This window comes from Paenibacillus riograndensis SBR5, assembly GCF_000981585.1.
Classification (GTDB): Bacteria; Bacillota; Bacilli; order Paenibacillales; family Paenibacillaceae; genus Paenibacillus_AQ; species Paenibacillus_AQ riograndensis.
The window spans coordinates 2,230,479-2,256,315 of sequence record NZ_LN831776.1 but is presented as its reverse complement, the minus strand read 5'-3'; the positions used below and the strand labels follow the sequence as shown (position 1 = coordinate 2,256,315).

The window sequence follows — 25,837 nt, the reverse complement described above, 5'->3', positions numbered from 1 at the left end:
CCAGAGCTTTGGCTGCTAACGGCTCGGTTGAATGGTGTCGAGCAGGGCAATTCTAGTAGAGTAATTTCGGGTAGATGAGGGCTTCTGATCTCCGGGTAACTTTAAGTTGTAAAAAGTACAACTAAATGGAGGCGTCAGACCTCCTGGTGACTTTTAGTGGGAAAAAGTACAACTAAACAGAGTCAATCGCTGCTTAAGTAGGGAAATCATTCAGAATAAGTGTACAAAATCCCACTAACTTCTCTGAGGAACGGATTCCAAGCAAAATAGTTGTACTAATTCCACTTAGCCTTCAGTTCGCAGGGACAATCCTCCACAGAGCTGCTATATGATGCTGGTTCGGCACCGGTATCGATGGAACATATCTGGAATATTAGGTGTTTTTTGGAGATGGGTTGGAGTTGAATTGGATCTAAATAGAGTTTGATAGAGTTTGTTTGGAGATTGATAGAGCTGGTTTGAAGAGTGGTGGAAATATATGTAAATTAATATTGACTTTTGAGTAGAGTTTCAGTGGAGTTTGATTATGCTTGATCGGAGCTAGAATTAGGTTGAAATGGAGCTGGAATTGAGTTTGAATTAGGTTGGTTAAAGTTCAGTCAGGTAAAAGGTTTAGAGAGAAATTGAACGGCATATGCACCGAGGATGTTGCAAAGGGAGGAGAAACAGCGATGGACCCCCACAACGAGGCGATGGCCGCGGCGCTGGCGAAAATGTGCGAAGGCTCCACAGCCGCGTTTGACGAATTTTATGGCTGCTATGCGCCTTTCGTCATGCAGATCGCCTACCGGCAGACACAGGATTGGATGGAGGCGGAGGATATCTGCCATGACATTTTTCTGGAGGTGCTGCGGAAAGGCAGAGCCTACGACGCTTCACGCGGCACGGTCAAAGCTTGGCTGGCGGTGATGACGCGCAGCCGCTGCATCGACAGGCTGCGGCGCAAGGCCCGCACCGAACCGCTTGCCAATCCCGAGACTCAGCTCAGGAATCAAGACGGGCCGCAGGAAGATGCCGCGGTGCGCAAGCTGCAATGCGAAGCGCTGGGTGATGCGCTGCAATCCCTTCCGGCCAACCAGAAGAAAGCAATTCTCGGCTCCTATTATGCCGCCCACACGCATCAGGAGCTTGCAGATTCCTGGAGTGTTCCGCTGGGCACGGTGAAATCATGGATTAAATACGGTGTTGCCAATATGCGCAGGCAATTCATCAAGCAAGGCTGGATCGAGCAGCCGGAAGGAGACATCTCCCATGAACCGTTACAAAAACGAAAATCCTGAACCTTCGTACAGCGGCAGGGGCTCCCGTGTCCCCTTCCGCCATTACAGCGAGGAGGAATGGATCGATTGGATCGGCAATGACATACAGGGTGACAAACGCGCCGAGATGGGCCGCCATCTGGAAGACTGCCAGGCCTGCCGTGAGCTTTATGACACCTGGCTGCCGCTCCTGGCACAACCGGCCCCGGAACCGGAACCGGCAAGACGCGCGGACGGATACAACGCTTCAGGAGGCGGGTATATCGGCGGCTCATCAGGGCAGCAGTCCCCCCTCTACCCGTCAAGTGCAGTGCGGCGGAGGTTAAGACGCCGCGTCCGCTGGACGGGATGGCGGCGCAGAATAGCAGGCCTGCGTCCGGCCTACCGGCGCGGGGCGGCGGCACTCGCCTTGTGCGGCGCAGTGGGCATCATGCTGCTCGGCCTGTTTGGGACGGAGCAGGACGGGCGCTCGGAGCGCAACCGCTATGTGAGCAGCTATGAGCCCCAGGCTATGGCGGTGCTGAACAGGCCGGAGACGGTTGCCTATCCGCTGGACTGGAGCCGGAAGGACCAGTTCTCCGGGAATGTCTGGTACAACGGCAGCTCCCAGGAACTGTTCGTGCTGATCGAGGATGTCGCGCTCAGCGACGGCCTGTCAATCCAGGCCTGGGCTGTTAAGAACGGCAATCGGAATACGCTGGGACTGATTCAGATTGAAGATGCCAAGGGCCATCTGTATGTAAAAGGCAGCCAGCTGCGAGAAGCGGACAACATCGCGCTGACGGTCGAGCCGACAGGCGGCAGCCTTAGCCCCACTTCACCGGATGCCGCTTGGGTGCATCTGCTTAAGCGATAAACGATTTAGCAGGATGCATTCCATGCAGTAGACATCCATGCCGTTTTTTCGCGGCACTTCAGGCGATGAAATTTCGGGGAAGTGCCCCCAATTCGGCTTTGCCAAATTGCCCCGGAAAGCTATTGCAGAAAATTTAGCTGATCCGGCTGTCGAGCTGAATCCGGGGCTGTTCTATTGCAGAAAATACAGCCTGCCGCGTATTTGGGCAATCTCCCGTGTCCAGCCGATACAGAGGCTAATCTGTTGCAGAAACTCTCTGCACGAAACCTCTGTTCACAACAAAAGAGGCTTTGCGGCTCAGCCGGTGCACAAGCCGGCTGAAGCACAAAGCCCCTGTTTGGACTATTTTTATTTCAATTTTGCATACTCTGACATTATGGACTGGTGCACCGTATGGTCTGCAGCAATACCTGTGTATTTTGTTACAGCGGCTTCGGCGCCTAGCTCTGCAATCGCAGCCTGAAGCTCAAGAGCTTCAGGGTCATCCTTCACATCAAACAGCAAAGCTCCGGCCATGGAACGGGTCAGGGCTGTATAGCCCAGTCCTCTGTCGTACGCTTGCAATGCCGGAGAGACCAGGCGGTCATTCGGAGAAAGCTTGCGCAGCGGCGAGCGGCCGACACGGGACACTTCATCCGTCAGCGCCGGGTTGCGGAAGCGTTCCAGGATTTTGTCGATATACTTGCTGTGCTGCGCCTTATCGAAGCCGTGCTTCTGAATCAGCACTGCACCGGTTTCCTCCAGCACTTCACGGACCTGTGCAGTCAGAGCTTCATCGGCCATGGCCTGCTGGATCGTCTCATAGCCCCGCAGGTAGCCCAGATAGGCCGCCGAGCAGTGTCCCGTGTTCACCGTGAACAGTTTGCGCTCAATGTATGGCTCAAGATTGTCCACATAATGAACCCCCGCTACAGGCACATATCCGGGAATCATCTGCGAGGAATCAATAACCCATTCATAGAATGGCTCCACCACTACCTTCAGGATATCCTCATGCTGCTGCAGCGGCACAATCCGGTCCACAGCCGCATTCGGAAAAGCAACGGAGACATCCGCTTTGGAGCGGGACTCCCCGTCCAGCTTGGCATACACCAGCTCTTTGAGCTGGGCGCTGCCGCCGATGGCATTTTCGCAGGCAATGACATGCAGCGGAGCGTTGGAGACCGCCACCCGTTTGCGGATGCCATCTGCAACCACACCGGCAATATGCTTAAGGATGGTTACTCCGACAGCCGTGGTGACCAGATCAGCTTCAGCAATGGACGCCGCCACTTCCTCTGCATGGGTCACGCTGCTCAGCGCAGTCACATTTTTGACGATCACGGTTTCCTGCCCTTCGCTGGCCAACGTCACCGGATATTCCTTCCGCTCCTGAAGCTGGGATACAAAAGCCTCATTCACATCAACGAAGCATACCTCATACCCTGCCTGCGACAGCAGCAAGCCGATAAAACCTCTGCCGATATTGCCCGCACCGAAATGGACCGCCTTCATTACTCCAGTCCTCCTTCAAAGATTGCAATGACATCGGCCGGGGTAGGGGCATTCATCACCCGTTCAATCGCATCGTCTTCCGTAAAAATCATCGCCACATTCGTCAGCACTTCCATATGCCCGTCTCCGGCGGCTGCAATGCCAATGACCACAAAAGCCGGCTCATCCCCGCCAAAATCCACACCGTCCGGAAAACGGATAACCGACAGCCCGGTGGATTTGATAAAAGGTCTGGCTTCCTTGGTGCCATGGGGTATCGCCAGCCCTCCGCCCATATAGGTCGACACCACCTCTTCGCGCTCCAGCATTTTGGGCACATATTCCTCTGTTACATGTCCGGCATCGACAAGCAGCTTTCCAGCCATAGTGATCGCTTCGTATTTATCTTTGGCGGCACCGTTCATAATCACTTTATTTTCAGACAGTATACTCATATGGTTTCTCTCACTTTCACATTTTATTTTCAAAAAAATGAAGCAGCTCCGACGATAAATACTGCCTGATCTCGGGCTCAGTCCGTTCCTCCAGCAGTTTGACCAGCTCCGAATTCAGCAGCAGGGCGCTGATCTCGCTGAGCACCTCCAGACTCTCCCTGGACAGCCTGCGCGGAGCCAGCATCAGCAAAATAACGCGGACCTCGGTTCCGCCCTCCAATAGCACCGGCTGACTCAGCCGGTACAGTGTCAAGGAGGACATATGGACATGGCTGCTCCGGGTATGGAACAGCGCAAGCCCTGTATCCGGAATCACCTGGCTGGCCATTCGCTCCCGCTCCAGCAGGCGCTCCAGCACGATACCGGCGTCACCGACCACACCGCTGCCATTCAAAAGCTCCAGCGTTCCGGCCAGCGTACGGGATAAGGACAAGCCGGTGTTGTCCAGCGGGTGGAAGCGGAAACGCTCCAGCAGGCTGACTGTCTCATCCAGAATTCCCTTGTAGCTTTTCAGCCGGCCCAGCGCAGCTTCCTCACGGACCGGCTGATCAGACTCGCCGGGTGAAGCCGGCTCCCGGTTCTTCAGCGTGATATTTTGGATATACTTCAGCAGCTTCTCTATCTCTTCCCCTGTAAGCAGGGGGCTGATTTTGATATAGCGTTCCTTGTCGATCGGCAGGTCAATCGTAGAAATAATCAGATCATAATCCGTACCGGGCAGACGCGCGGCCTCATACCAGGAGATGTTGCCAAGCACCTCAATCTGCGGCATCTCCTTGGCCAGCCTTGTGGCGAGCAGCCTGGAGGAGCTGAGGCCGCTGGCACAGACCAGAATTGCCCGGACACTGCGCTTCAGCTGGTTCAGCCTCTCCATGGATGCGCCAAAATGCATGACCAGAAAACCGATCTCTTCGTCCGGAATCGTCAGCTCCAGCTGGATATCCTGGGCAGCCGCACGGACAATAGTGAATAAATAATCATAGTCCTTGCGGATGGGCCCAAGCAGCGGATTACGGATACGCGTGCCTTCCCGGATCCGCTTCAGCGCCGGGTCCATATGCTCCAGCAAGCCTTCCCGCAGCGAACGGTCCCGCTCAAAAGGCAGCCCCGTGCGCTTCGCCACGCTCTCTGTCAGCCTGTATACAATCTCCATCAGCTCCATATCGCCGTAAGCGACGCCGCTTGAGGAGAACGACTCCTGTACCCGGTCGAACAATCCGGCCATGTAGAGAATCTCCGCGCGGGCAAACTCCTGTCCGAGTGCCGCTTCCAGCCGCTTCGCGAACTGCTCCGCACCGGCAATGCTGCGGTGATCGGATACCCGGGAGAATCCGGCTTCTTCGCTGCTGTTAATCCCCCGGCCGATCTCGATCCGCCGGGTGGTCACAGCCAGACCCAGCAGCATTTCCATGTAGACGATTTCGGGAAGCTCCGCAGTCCACTTCCATTCCATGTCCCACAGTATGCTCTCCACAGTCATCAGACTTACTTTGCCTACGGTAGTCAGCAAAAGGCGGAAAACCGGGTTGCTCTCGGTCCGCGGCGTATGTCCTACCAGATCGGACAGGTCCAGATACTCAGCAGCCAGCCTGCAGATGGCCCGGCGCTTGTCGGCTTCCTGACCCGTAATCTCAACACCGTACCCCCGCCTTCGGACCAGCTCCAGACCGAATTTGCGGACCCACGGCTCCAGCTCATCCAGGTCATAGCTGATCGTCGCCACCGTTACCTTGAGCGAATGGGCCAGCGTGAACAGCTTCACCGGTTCTTCGGCTTCCAGCAGCGTGCAAAGCTCATAGATTTTGCGGTCCTCCCCGGAGTATTCCGCAGGCTTTTCTTCCCGCAAAAACAGACGCAGCTCCGCAAGAGCGGCCTCAGATCCGCTCAAAGCGATGCCTTTTCCTGATTTCCTGATCAGATCGAGCCTGAAATCCCCCAGAAGCCGCTCAATATCCTCCATCTCCCGGTGAACCGTCCGCACGCTTACCCCGGTCGACTCGGCGATTTCTGCAGCAGTGATCTCTTCTTTCACACCCAAGAGAATCCATAGAATCTGGCGCTGTCTTGCGGTAATTTTTTTCATCATCTGCGAACCCTCGCCTTAACTGGAGACAAACGCTGGCCTTGCATGAGGGCCAGCGTTTGTCTCCTAATTTAGCTGAATACAGATTGACCCTGCTTTCCTTACTTCAAACGTTCCACCAGCTCGTCATATTTCGGGCTCTTCAGGAAATTGTCTATCGAGATATGCTCTGCGTTCGGATTGCTGGCAATCGCCCGGTCCGTCAGTGTTTTCTGGGTGACTACAATATCAGCATCCGCAGGGATTTCACTGACCGCAGAGTTCACAACCGTGATGTTGACGCCTGCATTCTGCAGCTTCTTCCGCAGAACGGAAGCGCCCATTGCACTGGAGCCCATACCTGCGTCACAAGCAAAGACGATCTTGTTGACATCTGCTTTGTTGCGTACGTTGGCCGTTACATTAGGAGTGATTACATTTGCTGTAGTTGCAGCTGCTGATGGGTTAGCCGCAGTGCCGGCAGCTTTCATTTCACGCATTTTTGCAGAGGCTTCTTCCAGATCCACATCATCCTCGTTGTTCTTGCTGCTGGTCTTAAGCAGAAGCGCAGCGAGCAGGAAGGAAACAACGGTTGCTACAATAACACCGGCGAACATCGGTCCATAACCGCCCTTAGGCGTCATGGCAAGGTAAGCGAAGATACTGCCCGGAGATGGCGAAGAAGTGAGTCCCGCTCCAAGAAGCTGGAAGGTAAATGTACCGCTTACACCGCCGCCGATGACTGCCAGAATCAGACGCGGATTCATCAGGATATACGGGAAGTAAATTTCATGGATACCCCCCAGGAAGTGAATGATCACCGCACCAGGTGCGGAGGATTTGGCCGAACCTTTGCCAACCAGCCAGTAAGCAAGCAGGATACCAAGACCTGGACCCGGGTTGGATTCCAGCATGAACAGGATAGATTTCCCGATCCGCGCCGATTCTTCAGCAGCAATGGGACTCAGAATTCCGTGGTTGATCGCATTGTTCAGGAACAATACCTTTGCCGGCTCGATAATGATGTTAACCAGCGGCAGCAGGTTATGATTGACAAGAAATTCAACACCGTTAGACAAAATATTGGTCAGCCCCTGAACCAGCGGCCCGATCCCTTTGTAGGCTCCCAGCGTCAAAATACCGCCGATAATCCCGAGCGAGAAGTTGTTGACCAGCATTTCAAAGCCTGCCTTGATTTTCCCTTCAACCGCACGGTCGAAGAGTCTCAGCACCCAGCCCGCCAAAGGCCCGACAATCATGGCTCCAAGGAACATTGGAATGTCTGCCCCGACGATAACCCCCATGGTCGCAATCGCACCGATGACACCGCCGCGCTTCCCGTTGATCATCTGCCCGCCTGTATAACCGATAAGCAGCGGCAGCAGGAACTTGATCATTGGGTCAACCAGCATTGCCAGATCTTTATTGGGTAACCAGCCGGTCGGAATAAATAAAGCCGTAATTAACCCCCAGGCGATAAAAGCGCCGATGTTCGGCATAACCATACCGCTGAGCATGCGGCCGAATTGTTGAACCTTCACCCTTACACCACCGGATGAAGTTTGCGTTGTTGCTGTTGTGGCCATTTAAAATGCCCCCTTATGTTAGTGAATGGGACGCCCCATCTTGAAGCGTTTTGAAAGGTTATCCCTTATGCAGACATCGTAAATCAAAGCGCTTTCTTTGTCAGCAAATTGAAAACACGGTTTCGTCATGAACATTGTTGACAACATTTAAGAGTTCCTGCCAAAGGGCTATTTACCGGCATTTTTCCTCCTCCGAACGGCCTAATGTGCAAAAACGGAAGCCTGCATTTTACCGCAAGGCTTCCGCCATTAGATTCATTATTCAAATGTAAAAACCGTTAATCGAAACCTTATTTTGGTAAAAGTTATCCTTTTTTGTTCTGGCGGGTGTCTTTGTAACCCCCATGGATCAGACCAAGCCGCATCGTGTAGCAGCAGGTCCGTTCAAAGTGATCCATACTTTTCCGATCCGCCGCGCCCCCTCACCGGCTCGTCATTATAGGATGCACCATTCTCCGTAGTATAAACCGGAATATCTCCATACAATTCATAAATGCGGCTAGAACGGTGTAAAACCCCTGCGGATAGATCGGCCAGCCGATATCCGTGTGCTCATCCCCCACGTTCACCGTACTGATCTGCATTAGCCCGCCTTCGCTGACATGCCGGGCATCAGTCCCGTTAAATAATAGTTGATGCCCAGCATATCAAGCGGCTCGCTGATCAGCTGCATATCACCTTCCGCAATCTGCCAGGAGCGGATAGAGCTCCAGCGGCCCGCTTGGGGCGGAATCAGAGGTACTTTTACCTCTCATTTGGCTCAGCGGCCTGCTTGGGGCGGAATCAGAGGTATTTTTACCTCTCATTTGGCTCAGCGGCCTGCTTGGGGCGGAATCAGAGGTATTTTTACCTCTCATTTGCCTCAGCGGGCCGCTTTGAGCGGAATCAGAGGTACTTTTACCTCTCATTTGCCTCAGCGGGCCGCTTTGAGCGGAATCAGAGGTATTTTTACCTCTCATTTGCCTCAGCGGGCCGCTTGGGGCGGAATCAGAGGTATTTTTACCTCTCATTTGGCCTAGTAGCTGGGCGCACTGTGAATAGCGAAGAATCCGAACTAGCCGCGCCCAGCAATAGCACCTTTGCCGTTGTTTCCTCCTCTGCCGGCTTCGCCGCGCCCAACCAAAAAAAGGCCGTCCCCAAACTCCCGGGACAGCCTCTCCATAACTAAACTCAAATCATATCCAGCGGCACCTTCCAGGCAGGCTGAGGAAAAGCATCATCGAGCTTCCAGCATTCCTCTTCGCTCAGCCGGATCTTCGCGGCTTCGGCGTTTTCGGTGACATGCTTGCGGCTCGATGCTTTGGGGATGGCAATGATATCGCCTTCCCGGATGCTCCAGGCCAGCATGATCTGCAACGGGGTTGCCCCATGTTTCTCTGCTATCTCGCGTACCGTCTCATTCTCAGTCACTCCTTTGCGGAGCTTGCCTGCCTGGGCCAGCGGAGAGTATGCCATTACAGGGATCTTGTGGGTACGCTGCCATGGCAGCAGTTCATGCTCAATGCCCCGGGAGCCGAGATGGTAGAGGACCTGATTTACAGCACAGCGGTCTCCACCAGGAATGCGCAGCAGCTCCTTCATATCCGCGGTATCGAGGTTGGATACGCCCCAGCGGGCGATTTTACCGGAGGCTACGAGCTGCTCCATCCCCTTCACCGTCTCTTCCAGCGGGACTTTCCCCCGCCAGTGAAGAAGGTACAAGTCCAGATGATCCGTTCCCAGGCGCTTCAGACTCTCTTCACAGCTGCGGGTTATCCGGTCCAGACCGGCATTTTGCGGGTGCACCTTGGAAACGAGAAAAACCTGATCCCGGATGCCCCGGATGGCTTCACCCACCATTTCCTCGGAACGGCCGTCCCCATACATTTCGGCGGTATCAATGAGATTCATGCCCAGCTCCACCCCCAGCCTGAGAGCAGCTATTTCTTCGTCACGCGTGGCTGTGCTGTCGCCCATGTTCCAGGTTCCCTGGCCCATTTTTGTCACGGCGGTTCCGTCCTTGAGTGTGATAGTACCGGATATATTGGTGTTCATGAACAAAGTCTCCCTTAACCATTAAATTGGATTACCTTATTATACCTACTATATATACTTACCATGTTACCTCAATCGAAACATCGTACAGGTATCCATTTCGTGAAAACTGCTGCCGCATAGCCTGCTATGACCATCCGAAAGTATGCTGCAGACAGCCGGGCATGTCCATTTCATTGCCTTCACTGCAAAATCAGCCTAATAATTTGAGGCCGACGGCTGCTCCGAGAATCATTACGATGCAGATGATCCGCCGTAATTCGCGTCCCTCCCCATAGAGCAGCATACCGAGCACCGCTCCCCCGGAAGCGCCAATCCCTGTCCATACCGCATAGGCCGTCCCCATCGGGAGCGTGTTCATCGCCTGGGACAGCAGCAGCAGACTGCCGCCAAAACCCAGCAGGAACAGACAGAAGGTCGGCCAGGTCCGGTCCCGCTGCAGCTTGCCGAGCATAGCCACTCCGAGCATCTCGCAACAGCCTGCGGCAATCAGCATCAGCCAATCCATGTTAAGACACCTCCTTTGAATGGGAATTTCCGGTAACCAGCTTCAATCCAATGACTCCGGCCAGCAGCACCAATATCAGCACCAGCTTGATCAACCGGAACGGTTCACCGAACCAGAGCATATCTGCCAAAACAGTACCGGCCGTGCCTAATCCGACAAATACAGAATATACCGTCCCTACCGGCAGCTTTCTGCTCGCCGCGATTATGGTATAGAAGCTGACCAGCAGCGCCAGCCCCGTAATCAGCCATTCCCAGGGAACAGAAGCATGCTTCAGTCCGATCACCCACACTACCTCCAGACAGGCGGCGCCTGCGATTTTGAACCATGCGCTGTTGTTTTTCATGCTTGAATCTCCTCCTCTTTTTCCAAAAAAATAAACCCGGAAGGCCATCGTCCAACGACGATACCTCCCGGGCTTTTATCCCTCCGTGTAGACACGGAACTATAATTCCGTGCGTTTTCCCTCGGACCTGCCGGCCTGAATGCGCCGCGGAACCCTAGAAAACTAAAAAAAGAATTATTATGTTACAACGTATGTTAGCAAATTACCGGGCGAAAGGCAACCCCTAGATTCCGGAGCAATTTCCGCCCGTCTAAGGACGGAGGACACCTCTTTAGACCAAAAGAACCGCTGCCGCATCACTGCGTCAGCGGGTACTTATGGCATCTGCGAATTCAGCTTCTTCAGCGGATCACGTTCTCCCGATCCCCTTTATTTCGCTGCCGCCAGCGCATTCAGCTGCCGCAGATCCTGAGCCAAATCCTCCTCGGTGTAATTCCCCTGCCCGAAGCCGATCATGGCCCGCAGCGGCATATATTTCATCATCGCGACGAACATGTCCGGATTATCCTCCATCGCACTTTCGAGTCCGAAAATACTGCTGAATTTCTTCGCGTGCTCTGCTGTAAGCGGATTGTCCAGCAAATCCCCGACGGTAGTATTGCGGTGAAAGCTCACTGCTATCTCCGTCGTCGAAGCCACTTCAAGGAAAGCATTCAGACGGATATCGCGGGAGGAAGCGCCGACCCCAATCCGGAAAGCTCCGCTCTCGACATGCCAATCGCCAAGCTGCACATTGTAATAGGCAAAAGCCCGTTTATCCAGTGTAAAAGACACCCCCCGCGCCTCTCCGGGCTGCAGTGCTACCTTCTGGAAGCCTTTCAGCTCCTGCAGCGGCCGGATGACACTGCTCTCCACGTCACTGACATAGAGCTGCACGATCTCCTGCCCGGTCCGGCTGCCGGTATTCTTCACGGTTACGGTGACCTGGACGGTTTCAGTATCGTTTATGCCGGTTTTATCCAGCACCAAGTCACTATATTCAAATTCGGTGTAGCTCAGCCCGAAGCCGAACGGGAACAGCGGCTCCATCTCTTTTTTGTCATAATAGCGGTAGCCGACGAACAAGCCTTCCTTGTATTCCACCTTGTCGCCTTCACCGGGAAAATTCAGGAACGACGGGTTGTCGCTTAGCTTCACAGGGAACGTTTCGGCCAGCTTCCCGCTTGGACTAACGACGCCGAAGAGCAGGTCGGCAACCGCGCCGCCGAAAGCCTGACCGCCCAAGTAGCCTTCCAGAACGGCCTTCGTTTTGCCGATCCAGGGCATTTCTACCGGGGAACCATTGCTCAGCACTACGATAATATTGTCCTGCACCTCAGCCACCGCCCCGATCAGCGCAATGTGGCTGGCGGGCAGCGACAGATGGCTGCGGTCATACCCCTCCGACTCGTATCTGTCCGGCAGCCCAAGGAACAGCACTGCGGCATCCGACTTGGCGGCTGTGTCGCGCGCTTCACGCAGAAGATTTTCGTTCACATCATCGCTGCCCAGCTCATAGCCCTGCGCATACAGGAAGCTTGCAGCATCTCCCGCCACCGCCTGCAGTTCTGCAAAAGCATCATCCAGCCTCGTCGGATTCACATGCGAGCTGCCGCCCCCCTGATAACGCGGCTTCTTGGCGAACTCACCGATGATGGCAAGCGTGCCTTGCGGGGCCAGCGGGAGAAGGCCGTCTTCATTCTTCAGCAGCACCATGCTTTCCCTGGCCACCTCACGCGCCAGACGGTGGTGCTCGTCCGGCTCAAACGGGATGTTCTCTTGGCGGTTCTCCTCCCGCTTGAAAATAAAGCCAAGCAGCCGCTCCACCGCAAGGTCCAGCGTCTCTATGGACAGCTCGCCGCTGTTCACAGCAGCGACGATTTTGGCATCTCCGATCCCTCCGCTTGAAGGCATCTCCAGTTCAAGCCCGGCCTGCAGCGCCTTCACCCGCTCGTTCACCGCTCCCCAGTCGGACACTACGAAGCCTTCAAACCCCCACTCGTCCCGGAGAATCCGTGTCAGCAACGTTTCACTTTCCGAAGCATATTCGCCGTTCACCCGGTTGTAGGAGCACATGACGCTCCATGGCTGGCTTTGCTTCACCGCCCCTTCGAAGCTCGCCAGATAAATCTCCCGCAGCGTCCGCTCGTCAATCACCGCATCGGTGGACATTCTGCGGTGCTCCTGGTTATTGGCGGCAAAATGCTTCAGCGATGTGCCCACTCCCTGGCTCTGCACACCCTGAATATGATTCGCGGCCATCTCCGAAGACAAATAAGGATCTTCAGAAAAATATTCAAAATTTCGCCCATTGAGCGGGGAACGTTTGATATTGGTGCCTGGTCCCAGCAGAACGGCCACATCCTCAGCCTGGCATTCTCTGCCCAATGCTTCACCGACCCGGCGGATCAGCTCCCGGTTCCAGGAAGAAGCGAGTCCTGCCGCTGAAGGGAAACAAGTGGCAGGCACGCTGTTATGAAGACCCAGATGGTCTGCGCTCTCCGCCTGTTTGCGCAGGCCATGCGGACCGTCTGTCATCATTACAGACGGGATGCCCAGCCGCTCAATCCCTTGGGTATGCCAGAAATCAAGGCCTGAGCAGAGTGCGGCCTTCTCTTCAAGCGTCAATTGCGAAATGAGATGTCGAATGTCAGTAGTCATGGGGAAACCTCCTTGAAAGTGCTTTCTTATTTTTCATTCTAATATACTTCACGGCAGATTTATGGCAGAATATTTGTATTCTTGGTATTTTCATTAGGTAAAGGGGGAGGGAACATGCTGGAGCTTCTGGAGGATCATGAACGGATTCCTTATATTTGCAGGCTGCTGTACGAAGCTTATCGGCTGCCGGTGGCATGGATGAATTCCAAAGGCGAAACGGAGCAGACACCCCATCCGTCTGCCCACATCCGGCCTCCGGTTGAAGGCGTCCAAGGGCTTCCGGCTGAAGTTCTAGAAATGATGCAAGAGGCCGCAGACAGCCGGAAGGATTCAAGGACTGCTGCTTTTCCGCTAATCTGCACAACGGCTTACCTGGAGAATTTCATCGTCCTCCCTCTATACGGAGAGCTGGAGCCGGCCGGGGCCATCGTTATCGGCCCTTCGCTGTACGCTCCCCTGACCGAAGAAAATGCGGGCATCTTGCTGCGTGACCACAACATTCCTGCTGGAGGGCAAGAGGCCTGGCTGCAATATTACCGCAGTCTGCCCGTGCTGGACCGGATGCGGCTGTATCATGCGGCCATTCTGCTGTATACGCTGGCTACCGGCCAGGCTCTGTCCATCAGCGAGCTGCTGCAAGATTCGCAGCCCCTCCAGACTGCGCAGCTTAAGGACAGCGCACCTGATCTGAATCTGTCCTACCGGCGGGAGAATATCTGGCTGCACCATGATCCGAGCCAAGAGCGCGAGCTGTTCCGGCATATCCGCAGCGGAGACAAGGGCGGGCTGCTCCAGACTCATGCAGGCTTCAACGAAGATCAGTACGGGCTGCTCTCCAAGACAAGCCAGCTGCGCAGCAAAAAGAACCTCGCCATCTCCTCCATCACCCTGGCGACCCGCGCCGCCATTGACGGAGGGCTGTTCTGGGAGATCGCCTACACGCTGAGCGATTTTCATATTCAGCACATTGAGGAGCTGAAGGATATTCCGGCGGTGGACCGTGCCCAGCTTGCGGCTCTGTGCGATTTTGCCGATCATGTGAAGGACAACCGCAGGTCCAAGCTGTCCCGCACCTCTGCGCTGTGCCAGAATTATATTTTCAACCATCTGTATGAAGAGCTTACTTTGAGCAGGCTTGCGGGCGTTGCCGGGCTGAATGCCAGCTACCTCTCCCAGCTGTTCAAGAAGGAAACGGGCCTTGCCGTCAGCGATTACATTCAGCGGGAACGGATCGAGGAGGCCAAACGCCTGATGGAGCTGCCGGGGATCACCCTGTCGGATATCGCTACCCGGCTGCATTTTAACGACCAGAGCTATTTTACCAAAGTATTTAAGAAATATACCGCCACCACCCCCAAGCAGTTCCGGCATGACCGGGGGATCATCTGATAGCTGCAAAGGACTTGCCTGTGGCTGGTTCTTTTGGTTCTTTTGGTTCTTTGTTTTTTTGTTGGGTTTCTTTTCAATTTGGGTGAAAATGCAATCCATCCTTGCAAATTCATCTCACGCTCATAGTTGCTTCTATAGTGTGCCGCGCTGCGGCTGGATTCTATTGCACTTTCTGCAGCTGATTATCCCCAAATCAGACAAAAAACAGATTCTGTTGCACTTTATACAGCAGAATCAAGGAAATACGCTTAATAGGAGCCTAACTCAAGAAATCAATTGCACCAAATACAGCAGAATGCCATTTTGCCGCAGCAGATTGAGATTCTATTGCACAAAATACAATCAAGCTGCAGTTTACTGTCGTTTCTTTTCCTCACCTCCCCTCCCTTACTCCCTCACCTAGCCGTAATGCAAACTCTGCCACACTCTCCGCACAGGATAGAGGCATGGCTGCAATATTATGGTACAATTCTGATAAGTGACCTTAAATTTAGGAGGGATCGGATTGGGTATTGGCATAATTTTTGTTGTAGTGTTCGTTTATATCGTCGCTAAGGCCATTCTGAGAGATAACAACAAACGCGGTACTAGCGGGAGATACAGGAATAATTCCGCCGACAGCTTCTTTTTCACAGGAAACGGAGCGGACCTCACCCCGGGAGACAGTCATAAACATCATCCCGGACATCCTCATCATGACGAGAACAACAGTAATGACAGCCACAACAATCACAGCCACGGCGGGAGCAGCTGGGGCAGCGGACATGGCGGTCACGGCAGCTGGGACAGCGGACATGGCAGTCACGGCGGCTGGGACAGCGGAGGCCATAGCGGAGGCCACGACAGCGGGGGCTTCGGCGGGGGCGATTCCGGCGGCGGAGATGGCGGTGGTGGCGGTGGTGGGGACTGAGCCTCACAGACTTAAGAACCCGCTGGCGAAATGCAGACAGCGGGTTCTTTTTGGCCAGATTATTGAATCAACCCGCCATGAAACCTGCACTCATAGACTTTGTCTGCCCCGTTCCAGATCTCCTCGTACCCGCTGAACCACTGGAAATCACCATCCACCGTACATTTGTATGTAAAACCGTCTCTCCGGTAAGTCTCCGGACCTCTGAAGGGTTTGTCCTCAGGCACATGCAGCAGAGCTTCCTTCAAAAAATCGCCGCTAAAGCCATCCGCAAGCACCCTTCCAGCATAGTTCAACGCCCAGACCGGTTTCCCATCCTCCCACAGGGCTTCTTCCCCGGCAAACTTTTTTGTTCCCAGGTAGGTATCCAGATACTTTAGATTTCCTTTTTGAAATGCCAAATCATGCGACTGCGGGCGGGACGGCGGCGTTTCCGGGCCTTTACCCGCATAAGTTTCCTTTTTGGCCACCAATAAAAAATCAATGATTCCCTTCATTTCTTGTCCTCCTCTGAACTTTGTGATCCGCTTCATTATAGAACATCAGTTCCCATCTATACAGTTAAATAACTTACACCCCATGACCCCAGAACATGCAAAAAGCCCCGCATCTTCTGAATCACCAGAATATACAGGGCCATGCTGTATTTCATTCTACGCGCTGAAATGGAAACGGCTCAGCAAAACCTCGCCGCCAAAGATCAGATAAACATCTGTGTTCCCGGCATCAATGCCTACTAGGACGGACTGGCTTTTCCAGTCCTGAATTATACCGCCAGCTGGAATCTCCAGCTTACCTGCCAATTTCCCCGCCGGACCTCCGGTCCGGATCTCCAGGCTGCCGCCTTTGGCCGAGGATACAAGGCCCTGGAACTCCGCTGCACCCTGTGCGAAATCCACATCCTTAAAGGCGATCCAGGCTCTGTCCGCTGCCGGGTGAATGGATGCGCCGCCCGCCTTGCACTCATCCAGATATACTTTGTCATAGTCATCGTAGTTCTCGGCTTTGACCGTGGTATACAGATTACGCGGAGGTACAGTATCGCCCTGCACATACACGCGGCCGGTCAGTTGAATGTCGCCCGAGGAACGGCCAATCATGATCTCGTATTCACCTGTTTCCACACAGTATAACTCCCGCGTCACATCCCAGAAGGCCAGCTCGGCCACTGGCAAAGTGAATGCAACCGTCCGGGATTGCCCGGCGGCAAGATGAATTTTTTCGAAACCCTTGAGCTGCTTCAGCGGACGCTTCACCCGGGAGGACAAGGCGCGGATGTAGAGCTGAACCACTTCGCCGCTGTCTACCGTACTGGTATTTTCAATTTCCACTGACAGGTTAATCATTCCATCCGGCTGCAAGTCCCCCTCCGCCAGCGACAGATTGCGGTAAGCAACCTGGGCATAGGTTAGGCCATGACCGAACGGATACAGCGGCTCCCCGTCAAAGTACATGTAGGTTCTTTTGCCTTTGATGATATCGTAATCCATGAGGTCAGGAAGCTGATCCACGGAACGGTACCAGGTCATATTGAGCTTGCCCGACGGACTATAGTCACCGAACAGAACATCCGCCACCGCGTTGCCCAGCTCCTGTCCGCTGTGGGAGGTGTACAGCACCGCCGGAATATTGTCATCAATCCATGTAGAAGAAATTGGATAGCTGCCCACGATAACTACTACAGTATTGGGATTGGCTTCGTACACTGCCTTGACGAGACGCTCCTGCTCTTCCGGCAGCACAATATCCGGTCTGTCGATTTCTTCCTTGCCGTTCAGCAGCGGATGGTTGCCGACGAACACAATAGCGACTTCAGCGGCTTTGGCCGCTTGGACTGCCGCCTCCACGCCGTTGACAACGATATTTTTATGGAAGGTACGGTCTTCGGCACTGGCATCCTGCTCACCAGCCTGAAGAGTACCATCTTCCGCGCTAACAGAGATCAGCTTGTCATTCCAGGTGCGCAGGCTGACTGCTCCCCCGTCTTCCGGCACCAGATTCAGCGATTCCTTCACATACCAGCCATAGATTTCATCCGCAGAAGCTGTCAGGGTGCCGGCATCACTCAGCGTAACATATTGCCCCCGGCTGGTGGCTTCCAGCGTATGGGCCGTCCAGCCCCAGGCCGTATGGCGGAACATTTCTCCGCGCTCCGGCACATCATGCAGCACCGCCAGCCTTCCTTCTTCCCCGGTCATTCCCACGGCCTTGCCGCTGGCTGCCGATTTCAGAATAATGCGGTCGTCCCCGCTCTCAAAAACAACCTGCTTCCCGGCCAGCTTTTTGGTCACACCCTGCAGCGGAGTCACGCCATAAGCCAAAGTGCCGGAATACCAGTCTCTGAAGGCTTCATCCGCCAGCGGCCCAATGACCGCGACCTTGGACAACTCTTTGGTGCTGAGCGGAAGGGCCGCATTGTCATTCTTCAGCAGGACGATAGACTGCTTCGCAGCCTCCAGGGACAGCTTGCTGTGTTCCGTGCTGAGAATGACAGAATCGTCTATGGCTGCGTACGGATTGCCTTTTTCAGGATCGAACTCGCCCAGCCGGAAGCGGACCCGGAACGTATTGAAAAGCGCGCGGTCCAGATCCTCCTCAGTCAACAGACCTTCGTGCAGCGCCTGATGAATAACCTTAATCGTCTCCTCCGTTTCTTCAGTAACACTGTCGATGCCGTTTTTGATCGATTCTGCCATAGAGCGGGCGAATGATTCGTAATATTTATGGTCTTTTACAATCCCGAACAAATCTCCGGCATCGCTTACAATAAAACCATCCATTTCCCATTCACCCTTCACAATCTCCATGACCGCCGGATGCAGGATCACCGGGACACCGTTCACCGAGTTGTACGCCGTCATCATCGACTGCGCGCCGCCTTCCTTGAAGGCAGGCTTGAAGGCTTCCAGGTAATACTCGCGCATATTGCGCGGATCAATGCTGGACGAAGCCACTCCACGGTCAATCTCATTGTTGTTGCCAAGAAAATGCTTGAGCGTTGCTACCGCTTTCAAATACTTGGGATGGTCGCCTTGAATGCCCTTCACGAGCGCAGTGCTGAGACGGCCCGTCAGTTTGGGGTCCTCGCCATAAGCCTCTTCCGTTCTGCCCCAGCGCGGGTCGCGCTCCATATCTACTGTAGGCGCCCACAGAGTCAGGCCATTCACTGCCGGATTTTTGCGGTAAAATGCTCTGGCTTCATCCCCGATCGCTTCACCGATCTTCTGCAGCAGCTCCGGGTTCCAGGTGCAGGCCAATCCGCCCGGCTGCGGAAAAGAGGTGGCTGCGCCAAGCCAGGAAATCCCGTGCGCCCCTTCCGTACCATGCTTATAGCCGCCTATTCCTAAACGTTCGATAGCTGCTTGGTATTGGGGCATCAGGCTTACCTTCTCGTCCAGCGTTAATCTGGAGAGCAGGTCCTGCACACGTTCATTCAGCTGCAATTCCATTTGTTGAAAGGGAAAGGTTCCGGTTTCCATTGAGCAGACACTCCTTTTGATCTTTATGATAACGGTTTCATCTATCTTTCCTATCATAAAAGATTCCCGCCGGGAGCAACACCTGAACAATTGACAGAAAAATCAGTTCAAAATTAGAGATTCGGGCGGAGATCTGCGTCTCAGCCTGAATTTAGGGCGGGCATGGCGCCTGCGCGCGCTTCAACAACGGCATTTCTGCCGTTGTTTCACTCACCTATGACCGGCCAGCCCCCTTTCACCACAGCTGTTCGTCGGAGAAGGAATGAATCACCTCATATCGGCAAACTCTCCTTCCACTATTCGTAGGCACAGGTCTGAGCCTCCCTTTTGCACAAAGCGCCTGCAGCATATTTCGAACCGTCCGCAGGTTGACTCCAAGCTCCTTGACTACGTCAACCGGGCGGATCAATCCATCCCGGGAAACCGCAAGCCGGATCATCTCCCGCTCCAGACGAGTAAAATGCTCCATTGCGTTATTCCCGCTGATAAACGGGGCCACCAGGGTCCTTATCAGCGAAATTATAAGCTGCGGGCTCGCTTCGAGGTCATCATAGGGAATCGAAACTACCCGATAGCCGGCAATTTGCAGAAATGTTTCACGGTTGAGCTCTTGCCGGTAACGGGTACGGTCCATATTCTGCACATGCGGGCCGTAGCCCTTCACTTCGAACGCGAATTTCACTTGCCCCGGCCTCCAGACAAGATCAACAAAATAGGGCCTCCCTCGCCAATCTACGACCTCATATTCGGGGTGAAGGTTCTGTAGTGTTCCCATCATCGGCCACCATATCTGCTCCAGAAACATGCGCTCTCCGTGACCATGTCCCCGTTCCAGGCGATCTCTTCTTTCCCCTTTCCTACGGTCCAAGTGATACTTGAGCCAAGTGCTGTGTTCTTCTTGAAATCCCATAACATGCAAACTCCTTCCCGTGGACGCAAAAAAGTCCCGGACCCATGAATCCATGAGTACGGGACGTGCTTCGTCCTTTTGGAAATAAGTATAGGGTGGCGTGCCCGCGGCTGTCAATGAACCTGCTCAATAAGCAAACCCTGATCCGGCTGACCTTGATCCTGTAACAGCAATTGATCCTTCCCGTTACCATGTACACAGCAGCCATATGCCGCTTACTATTGTGCTTTGCGGCTTCCGGTGTGCTGTTCGCCGCTTACTATTTGTGCTTTGCGCTTACTGCTTGCTGTTTGCCGCATACTGTTTGCGCCTCAACGCTTTTATGTTTGAGCCTTTCTCTCTACATTTTGAGCAGCTCGCGGATATCCTCTTCAGACAATCGGGAGGCCTTGTTCTCGCCTGACTCAATGATTTCTTCGATCAGATTCTTTTTGCGCTGCTGCAATTCCAGAATCTTCTCTTCAATCGTCCCTTCCGTTATCATACGGATCACCTGCACCACATGGCGCTGGCCCATCCGGTGGGCACGCCCAACCGCTTGTTCCTCCACTGCAGGATTCCACCACAGATCATATAAAATAACAGTATCTGCACCCGTCAGATTAAGCCCGGTTCCCCCTGCCTTGAGTGAGATCAGGAAAACTTCCCCTTCCCCCTCATTAAAGCGGCGGCAGAGTTCAACGCGTTCTCCTGCTGGCGTCGATCCATCCAGATAAAATGGAATAATCCCTGAAGCAGTAAGACTTTCCCGTATCAACTGCAGCATGCTTGAAAATTGGGAGAACACGAGCATTCTTTTACCGGAAGCACGGCATCCCTCTACCAGTTCCAGCAATTGGTCAAGCTTACCGGAGCCCCCTGTATAGTTCTCTACAAAAAGAGAGGGGTGGCAGCAAAGCTGCCGTAAGCGGGTAATGCCCGCCAAAATTTTCATGCGGCTTTTCTGAAAGCCTTCCCCCTGTAAATCCTGCTCAGTATCCTCACGAAGCTTGGACAAGTATGCAAGATAAAGTTGTTTCTGCTCCAGCAGCAGTTCCGTTCTCTGAACCGTCTCAATACGGTCCGGCAATTCCTCCAGCACATCCTTTTTCAGCCTGCGCAGTATAAACGGAGCAACGATACTGGAAATGCGGTCTGCCGGGAGCTGCCTGAACGATTGCCGGCCGGAGAAGAGGAGCGGGGACACCGTGCCGATAATAGACTCCAGCTCATCAATAGAATTCTCGATAGGTGTTCCTGTCAGAGCAAATTTTCTTGCGGCCTTAATGGATTTTACTGCCTGTGCTGTCTGGGAGGCGGCATTTTTGACCGCCTGAGCCTCATCAAGTATCAACGTATGAAAGCTTTTACCGGAATATAGATCAATATCCCGTCGCAACAGCGGATAAGAAGTGATGATTACCTGCGCTTCTTCGTTGTCAATTCCGTCCAGCAATTCGCTCCGCTCTTCCTTCTGCCCGGCGGCTACCAGAATCTTAACCTCTGGAGCAAAGCTGGCAAACTCATTGGCCCAGTTGTACGTCAAGGAAGCGGGACAGATGATCAATATCTTGGTTTTCTCCGGGTTTTCTTCAAGCTCTGAGCAAATATAGGCGATACTTTGAATGGTTTTGCCAAGCCCCATATCATCCGCCAGTATCCCGCCAAACCGGAAGCGCGATAAGGTTTTCATCCATTGGAACCCTTTCACCTGGTAGTCGCGAAGAATGTCTTTCATCTGTCCGGGAAGCTCGAAATCCATATTTTCCGGCTCCTTTAACTGATCCAGAAAAAGCCGGAGCGACTTGCCCCACTTCATAGCTTTGGTGGAAGTCCTCCGCTCGGGAAGCTGCAAGGCATGAACGGAGGGAAGCTGAATGGACGGCGCTTTAAGATCCTTTTTACCCAGATTCAGCCGGTCAGCCATGGTGCGGAACTCATGAAAACCCTCTGTCTGAAGAGACAGGAAGGCCCCGCTGCGAAGCCGGATATACTTCTTCTTTTCCACAATGGCCTGCATGACGCGAGTGGTTTCCTTTTCATCCAGTCCTTCCATTTCAAAAGAAATATGAAGCCAGTCCAGCCCTTCATTCAAGTCTGCCCGGACTTTCGGCGAAGCCTGACGCTTCATAATCAGATTCTGTGCCGCTGCGGTCAAGTAAATATCCGCATATTCTTCAAGTGAGGGTACGAATTCATGGAGGGCTTCATACATCCCTAATTCACTTGCGGAAACCCACTGCCTGCCTTCCCTGTTCATGGAGGAGCGATCCAGCATCCCAATGATCTCATCTTCCTTTTGCACATTTCGGACAAGAATAATCTCGCCATTCTTCGCATAATCCTGATGGCTGCTTAATGGATCAATGACAATGTCCCCGTAGTGAAACTCAAGAGTAGTCAGTAGCTTGCCTTCCGTATAATCCAGGTAGATTTTGCACTGCAGCTCCGGCTGAATGATCCGTTCCTGAACGGTCTTGTCCACCTTGACAGCACCCAGCTCCCTTAACGCAGGAACTACCCGCTGTATAAAAGGTTCTATTTGCTGAGAAGAGATTGCCAGCCCTTTGGAGGCAGAAAGAGTCTGCTGCAATTGCTCAATCCTGTGAAGCGCAGCAGGATCCTGACTGTAGATTTTCCCTTCGACAATCATACTGGAATATTCCGGGAAAACATTGCATTTCTCAATTCCCGAAGCTGACAAAACATAGTCCTTCGGCCCGCCTTTGCCAATGGAGAAGCTAAACGGAGGAGCCTCATTTATAAGTTCCGCCCGCGTTCCCGGCTGTCCGAAACTTCCCAGTACAACATTTACTTCCGAAAGAAGCGGTTTAAGCTTCTCCCAGCCCAGCGGAGGAACCGCAATGGCTCTGCCATCGGTTGTTCCTGCATAATCATAGTAACCGTAAGCGGAGGTTCTATAGACTTTCTCGGTATTTTTGATTAAAATCAACGCATTCAAAAAGGCTAAATCAGCAGGATTTATTTGCTGCTTTTTCGGATCAAAAGTGAAATGACTGGTGAAATAATAAGGCAAATGCTGCTCCACATGCTCCAGGAAACGGTTGATTTTGGATACCACATACAATCGCTTGACACCGACCCTCATTTCAAGCGAAAACGCTGCAGTTCTATGGGAAATACCGGTTTTTAAAATAAACTCAAACTGCAGCTGCTCAGCATCACCGAATAAAGAGCTACTGTCGTGAGCAGGGCCCGTATTGGACTCCGAAAAGGATGAAATAAGCTGTTCTGCCGGTTTATAGGCCTGCCCAGCTGCTGGTTTGCCCTGAGCAGTTTGTTTCTTCAATATAGAATCAAGCATTAGGTCAAGGTCAAAGGAAGTTGTCTGTTCTAGATGCTGTGGCTTATCCTTAACTGAATCCTTCTGCCCAAGTCTGGAAATGGCAATAAGCGTTGCCGCCTCATGTTTGCAGGAGCCGTAGTCCTTAAAGGCAGGGCAGGCACAGTCAGAATCGACTATAAATGCTTCTTCATCAAACTCAATCCTCACCTTGTAGGATTTGCTTCCCTTTACCTCAGCGGTATAGCAGTTCCCTATTTCATTGCACTCCAGATTATGGACACGTCCGGCTTCATAATAGGCCTTGCCGCGCTTGTAAAAAGTATCTCCGCATGTTTCCCTTATCTCTTTCAAAGTAATAAAAATCATAATCGCCCTCTTTCATTCCTTGGCAACCCTCAAGTCGTCAAAAACTTCCGCGCATCTTCCGAAAGTCCGGAGAGGTCCTGATCCCCGCCGGTGATGACATAGGTGCCTTCCAGCATAGAATCAGGCGGCCGGTTGCGCGCTTCCTTAGGTGAGATGCCGTATCTGGCCTTGAACACCTTGTGAAAATAGGAGTACGTGCCAAATCCGCAGGTCCCGGCGATATTTTCCAGGCTTAAGTCGGTATAGCGGATACGTTCCATGGCGTTGGACAGCCGGATCTCCTGGGTATAGCGGATAATCGTAAAGCCGGTCAGCTTTTTAAAAAGATGGACCGCCCGGGACACGCTCAGTCCGGCAGCCTTGGCAACCTCCTCCACCCGCAAGCGGCGCAGCGCATTCACATTAATGTACCTCCGCATGAGCACCACCAGCTCATTGGAACGCCCCTCCGGGTCCTGCCGGGAGACGGCATCTACCGCTAAGCGGTCTAGCGACAAACATAAAGCGCAGAGCAGATGACGGATCAGTTCAGGATTCCTCTGCACGATCCGGTGCTGCTCAATATAGAGCTGCTGCCATAAGGACAGCATTCCGGTATCCATATGTATCCGCTGCTGGATCGGACGGGACTGGGCTTTCCACCACTCTTCGATCCATGAGCCTTCGCACAGCAGATAGTAATCGCCGCTCTCAATCTTCCCGTCCATTTCCTCCACCTCTAAATGGTACGGTTCTCCGGGGCGGTAGATCAGCAGATCTCCAGGTTCAATGATACTCATTTTCCCGTTCACCAGCGCTCTGCAGCTGCCCACTACCTGGAGCCGGAACAGAAAAAAGGGCGGCGGTGTAAAGGAGGTTTTAAATGGAAGGGTATGAAAAGAGTACGCGCAGGCATGCAGCCTCAAATCCATGGCATTCACCGTCCCAGCCAAATAGTAGAGATTTTCGAGCAGATAAAACATTCTTTAATCATCGGTAATTAACTATACTATAACCAAATGAAAGATAAAGCTGCAAGCTGCTTCTGAAGGAGATCCTACCGCTGATATGTTGAAACGAACCCGTAATCTTTTCCTGATTCCAGGCTATCCCGTCTTTTTGAGCTGCATGATGCTGCAGGGGATGGCTATATCCATCAGCTCCCCTTTTTTGGCTGTTTATTTCACAACAAAGCTTGGCGTATCCGCAGGCACCTTTGGTATTTTCACAGCAATAACCATCATAAGCGGCGTATGGCTCAGCATGTGGATTGCCCAACGTTCCGACAGCGGGCTGAACCGTAAAAAGCTGATGGTCACCGCCATGTTTTTTAATGCGCTTGCTTTTGCCGGCTACCTCTTGATCCATGAGTTCTATGGGCTGCTGCTGTATATGGCCGTATTCACAGCTCTTGGCGCTCCGGCCATGCCGCAGCTGTTCGCCAGTGCGCGTGAGGCTGTCAATGCCAGCAAGTCCGCAGATCACGCTTTTGCCAATTCTACGCTTCGCTCCATGTTTTCACTCGGTTTTATTGCCGGTCCGCTGGCCGGCTCGGCTCTGATCCATTATTTCGGATTCCCGGGGATCTTTATGAGCACTGTGCTGATTTTTTTGATGAACGCCCTGCTGATTATGATCTTTGTAAAAGCCCCTGCCGCTCCGCCGCAAACCGCGGGCAGCAAGCAGCAGCAGCAGCCGGTCAGGCTCCTTCAGAACTCCCGGGTCCTGATTCCCTTTCTGGTATTGACGCTGCTCTATTCCGGGCATTGGATCAACAACTTGAACATTTCCTTGTTTATTACAGACACGCTCGGCGGGGACACACAGAATGTGGCATCGGTATCGAGTATTTGCGCACTGCTTGAGATCCCGCTGATGCTTGTGCTGGGCCTCCTGTCCGCCAAATATTCCGCCCGCCTGCTTATGGTCTGGGGGATAACGCTGGGAGCGGCTTACTACATTGTCGTGCTGTTCTCAACTTCATTGTGGCAAATCCTCGCCGGACAGGTGCTGCTTGCCTTCTTCGTTGCGGTTATTTCCGCCATCGGCATCAGCTATATTCAGGATTTGCTCCCGGACCTGCCTGGATATGCTTCAACGCTGTATACCAACTCCACTACCATCGGAAGGCTGTTTGGAAGCTTGGCTGGGGGAGCGGCAGCGCAGTGGTTCGGGTACAGAAACGCCTATTGGGTATGCCTGCTGCTGGGAATGGTCTCGCTGGCCTTGCTTGCACTCCCCCGGCATTCGGCGGCCGAAGAGGCCGCCCATTCAACCAGCATCACATAACAGGAGGAAT

The 25,837-nt window shown here is 53.3% G+C and carries 19 protein-coding genes and 1 riboswitch; of the genes, 5 read left to right on the top strand and 14 right to left on the bottom strand.

Annotation, left to right across the window (positions count from 1 at the left end):
* Window positions 1–671 precede the first annotated feature (671 nt).
* Together PRIO_RS09180 and PRIO_RS09175 are read left to right on the top strand one after the other, a co-directional pair.
* The gene (locus tag PRIO_RS09180; RefSeq protein ID WP_046501985.1) at window positions 672–1,280 is read left to right on the top strand and encodes an RNA polymerase sigma factor; all 609 of its coding nucleotides are present in this window, start codon (window positions 672–674) and stop codon (window positions 1,278–1,280) included.
* Complete coding sequence (locus PRIO_RS09175) at window positions 1,252–2,115, top strand: anti-sigma factor (protein ID WP_046501983.1); 864 nt, start codon at window positions 1,252–1,254, stop codon at window positions 2,113–2,115. The genes PRIO_RS09180 and PRIO_RS09175 overlap by 29 nt, the downstream gene beginning before the upstream one ends.
* 348 nt (window positions 2,116–2,463) lie before the next feature.
* Here PRIO_RS09175 and PRIO_RS09170 read toward each other — a convergent pair whose 3' ends face one another.
* From PRIO_RS09170 to PRIO_RS09130, 9 genes are all read right to left on the bottom strand, one after another.
* Complete coding sequence (locus tag PRIO_RS09170; protein ID WP_046501980.1) at window positions 2,464–3,609, bottom strand: mannitol-1-phosphate 5-dehydrogenase; 1,146 nt, start codon at window positions 3,607–3,609, stop codon at window positions 2,464–2,466.
* On the bottom strand, window positions 3,609–4,043 hold the full coding sequence (locus tag PRIO_RS09165; protein WP_020432921.1) for a PTS mannitol transporter subunit IIA: 435 nt from the start codon (window positions 4,041–4,043) through the stop codon (window positions 3,609–3,611). The genes PRIO_RS09170 and PRIO_RS09165 overlap by 1 nt, the downstream gene beginning before the upstream one ends.
* Window positions 4,044–4,059: 16 nt before the next feature.
* The gene (locus PRIO_RS09160; RefSeq protein ID WP_020432923.1) at window positions 4,060–6,129 is read right to left on the bottom strand and encodes a BglG family transcription antiterminator; all 2,070 of its coding nucleotides are present in this window, start codon (window positions 6,127–6,129) and stop codon (window positions 4,060–4,062) included.
* A 98-nt stretch (window positions 6,130–6,227) separates the two neighbouring features.
* Window positions 6,228–7,691, bottom strand: a complete 1,464-nt coding sequence (locus tag PRIO_RS09155) for a PTS mannitol transporter subunit IIBC (protein ID WP_020432925.1) — start codon at window positions 7,689–7,691, stop codon at window positions 6,228–6,230.
* A 674-nt stretch (window positions 7,692–8,365) separates the two neighbouring features.
* The gene (locus PRIO_RS35980; RefSeq protein ID WP_167345598.1) at window positions 8,366–8,701 is read right to left on the bottom strand and encodes a hypothetical protein; all 336 of its coding nucleotides are present in this window, start codon (window positions 8,699–8,701) and stop codon (window positions 8,366–8,368) included.
* 160 nt (window positions 8,702–8,861) lie between these two features.
* Window positions 8,862–9,725 (bottom strand): aldo/keto reductase, encoded by an 864-nt coding sequence (locus PRIO_RS09145; RefSeq protein ID WP_020432933.1) that lies wholly within the window; start codon window positions 9,723–9,725, stop codon window positions 8,862–8,864.
* Between the two features lie 193 nt (window positions 9,726–9,918).
* Window positions 9,919–10,233: a DMT family transporter gene (locus PRIO_RS09140; protein ID WP_020432935.1), complete on the bottom strand. Its 315-nt coding sequence runs from the start codon at window positions 10,231–10,233 to the stop codon at window positions 9,919–9,921.
* A 1-nt stretch (window position 10,234) separates the two neighbouring features.
* The gene (locus tag PRIO_RS09135; RefSeq protein ID WP_020432937.1) at window positions 10,235–10,579 is read right to left on the bottom strand and encodes a DMT family transporter; all 345 of its coding nucleotides are present in this window, start codon (window positions 10,577–10,579) and stop codon (window positions 10,235–10,237) included.
* Between the two features lie 62 nt (window positions 10,580–10,641).
* Window positions 10,642–10,748: riboswitch (guanidine-I (ykkC/yxkD leader) on the bottom strand.
* A gap of 200 nt (window positions 10,749–10,948) precedes the next feature.
* A complete protein-coding gene (locus tag PRIO_RS09130) occupies window positions 10,949–13,219 on the bottom strand; it encodes a glycoside hydrolase family 3 C-terminal domain-containing protein (RefSeq protein WP_046501973.1) in 2,271 nt (756 codons plus the stop codon).
* A gap of 114 nt (window positions 13,220–13,333) precedes the next feature.
* On the opposite strand from PRIO_RS09130, the gene PRIO_RS09125 reads away from it, so the two are divergent.
* On the top strand, window positions 13,334–14,608 hold the full coding sequence (locus tag PRIO_RS09125; RefSeq protein ID WP_020432945.1) for a helix-turn-helix domain-containing protein: 1,275 nt from the start codon (window positions 13,334–13,336) through the stop codon (window positions 14,606–14,608).
* A 505-nt stretch (window positions 14,609–15,113) separates the two neighbouring features.
* Complete coding sequence (locus tag PRIO_RS36375; RefSeq protein ID WP_052741433.1) at window positions 15,114–15,518, top strand: hypothetical protein; 405 nt, start codon at window positions 15,114–15,116, stop codon at window positions 15,516–15,518.
* A 59-nt stretch (window positions 15,519–15,577) separates the two neighbouring features.
* On the opposite strand, the gene PRIO_RS09115 is transcribed toward PRIO_RS36375, so the two are convergent.
* The 5 genes from PRIO_RS09115 to PRIO_RS09095 all read right to left on the bottom strand — a co-directional run bounded on the left by PRIO_RS09115 (window position 15,578) and on the right by PRIO_RS09095 (window position 24,470).
* On the bottom strand, window positions 15,578–16,015 hold the full coding sequence (locus PRIO_RS09115) for a DUF5680 domain-containing protein (RefSeq protein WP_020432950.1): 438 nt from the start codon (window positions 16,013–16,015) through the stop codon (window positions 15,578–15,580).
* A gap of 156 nt (window positions 16,016–16,171) precedes the next feature.
* Entirely contained in the window at window positions 16,172–18,997 is a 2,826-nt protein-coding gene (locus PRIO_RS09110) for a glycoside hydrolase family 3 protein (protein ID WP_046501969.1), read from the bottom strand.
* 235 nt (window positions 18,998–19,232) lie between these two features.
* Entirely contained in the window at window positions 19,233–19,775 is a 543-nt protein-coding gene (locus PRIO_RS09105) for a helix-turn-helix domain-containing protein (RefSeq protein ID WP_231869846.1), read from the bottom strand.
* A 472-nt stretch (window positions 19,776–20,247) separates the two neighbouring features.
* Complete coding sequence (locus PRIO_RS09100; RefSeq protein ID WP_231869845.1) at window positions 20,248–23,544, bottom strand: DEAD/DEAH box helicase; 3,297 nt, start codon at window positions 23,542–23,544, stop codon at window positions 20,248–20,250.
* 44 nt (window positions 23,545–23,588) lie between these two features.
* The gene (locus PRIO_RS09095; RefSeq protein WP_167345597.1) at window positions 23,589–24,470 is read right to left on the bottom strand and encodes an AraC family transcriptional regulator; all 882 of its coding nucleotides are present in this window, start codon (window positions 24,468–24,470) and stop codon (window positions 23,589–23,591) included.
* 136 nt (window positions 24,471–24,606) lie between these two features.
* Between PRIO_RS09095 and PRIO_RS09090 the strand changes: the two genes are divergently transcribed.
* On the top strand, window positions 24,607–25,827 hold the full coding sequence (locus tag PRIO_RS09090) for a sugar efflux transporter (RefSeq protein WP_020432960.1): 1,221 nt from the start codon (window positions 24,607–24,609) through the stop codon (window positions 25,825–25,827).
* Window positions 25,828–25,837 lie beyond the last annotated feature (10 nt).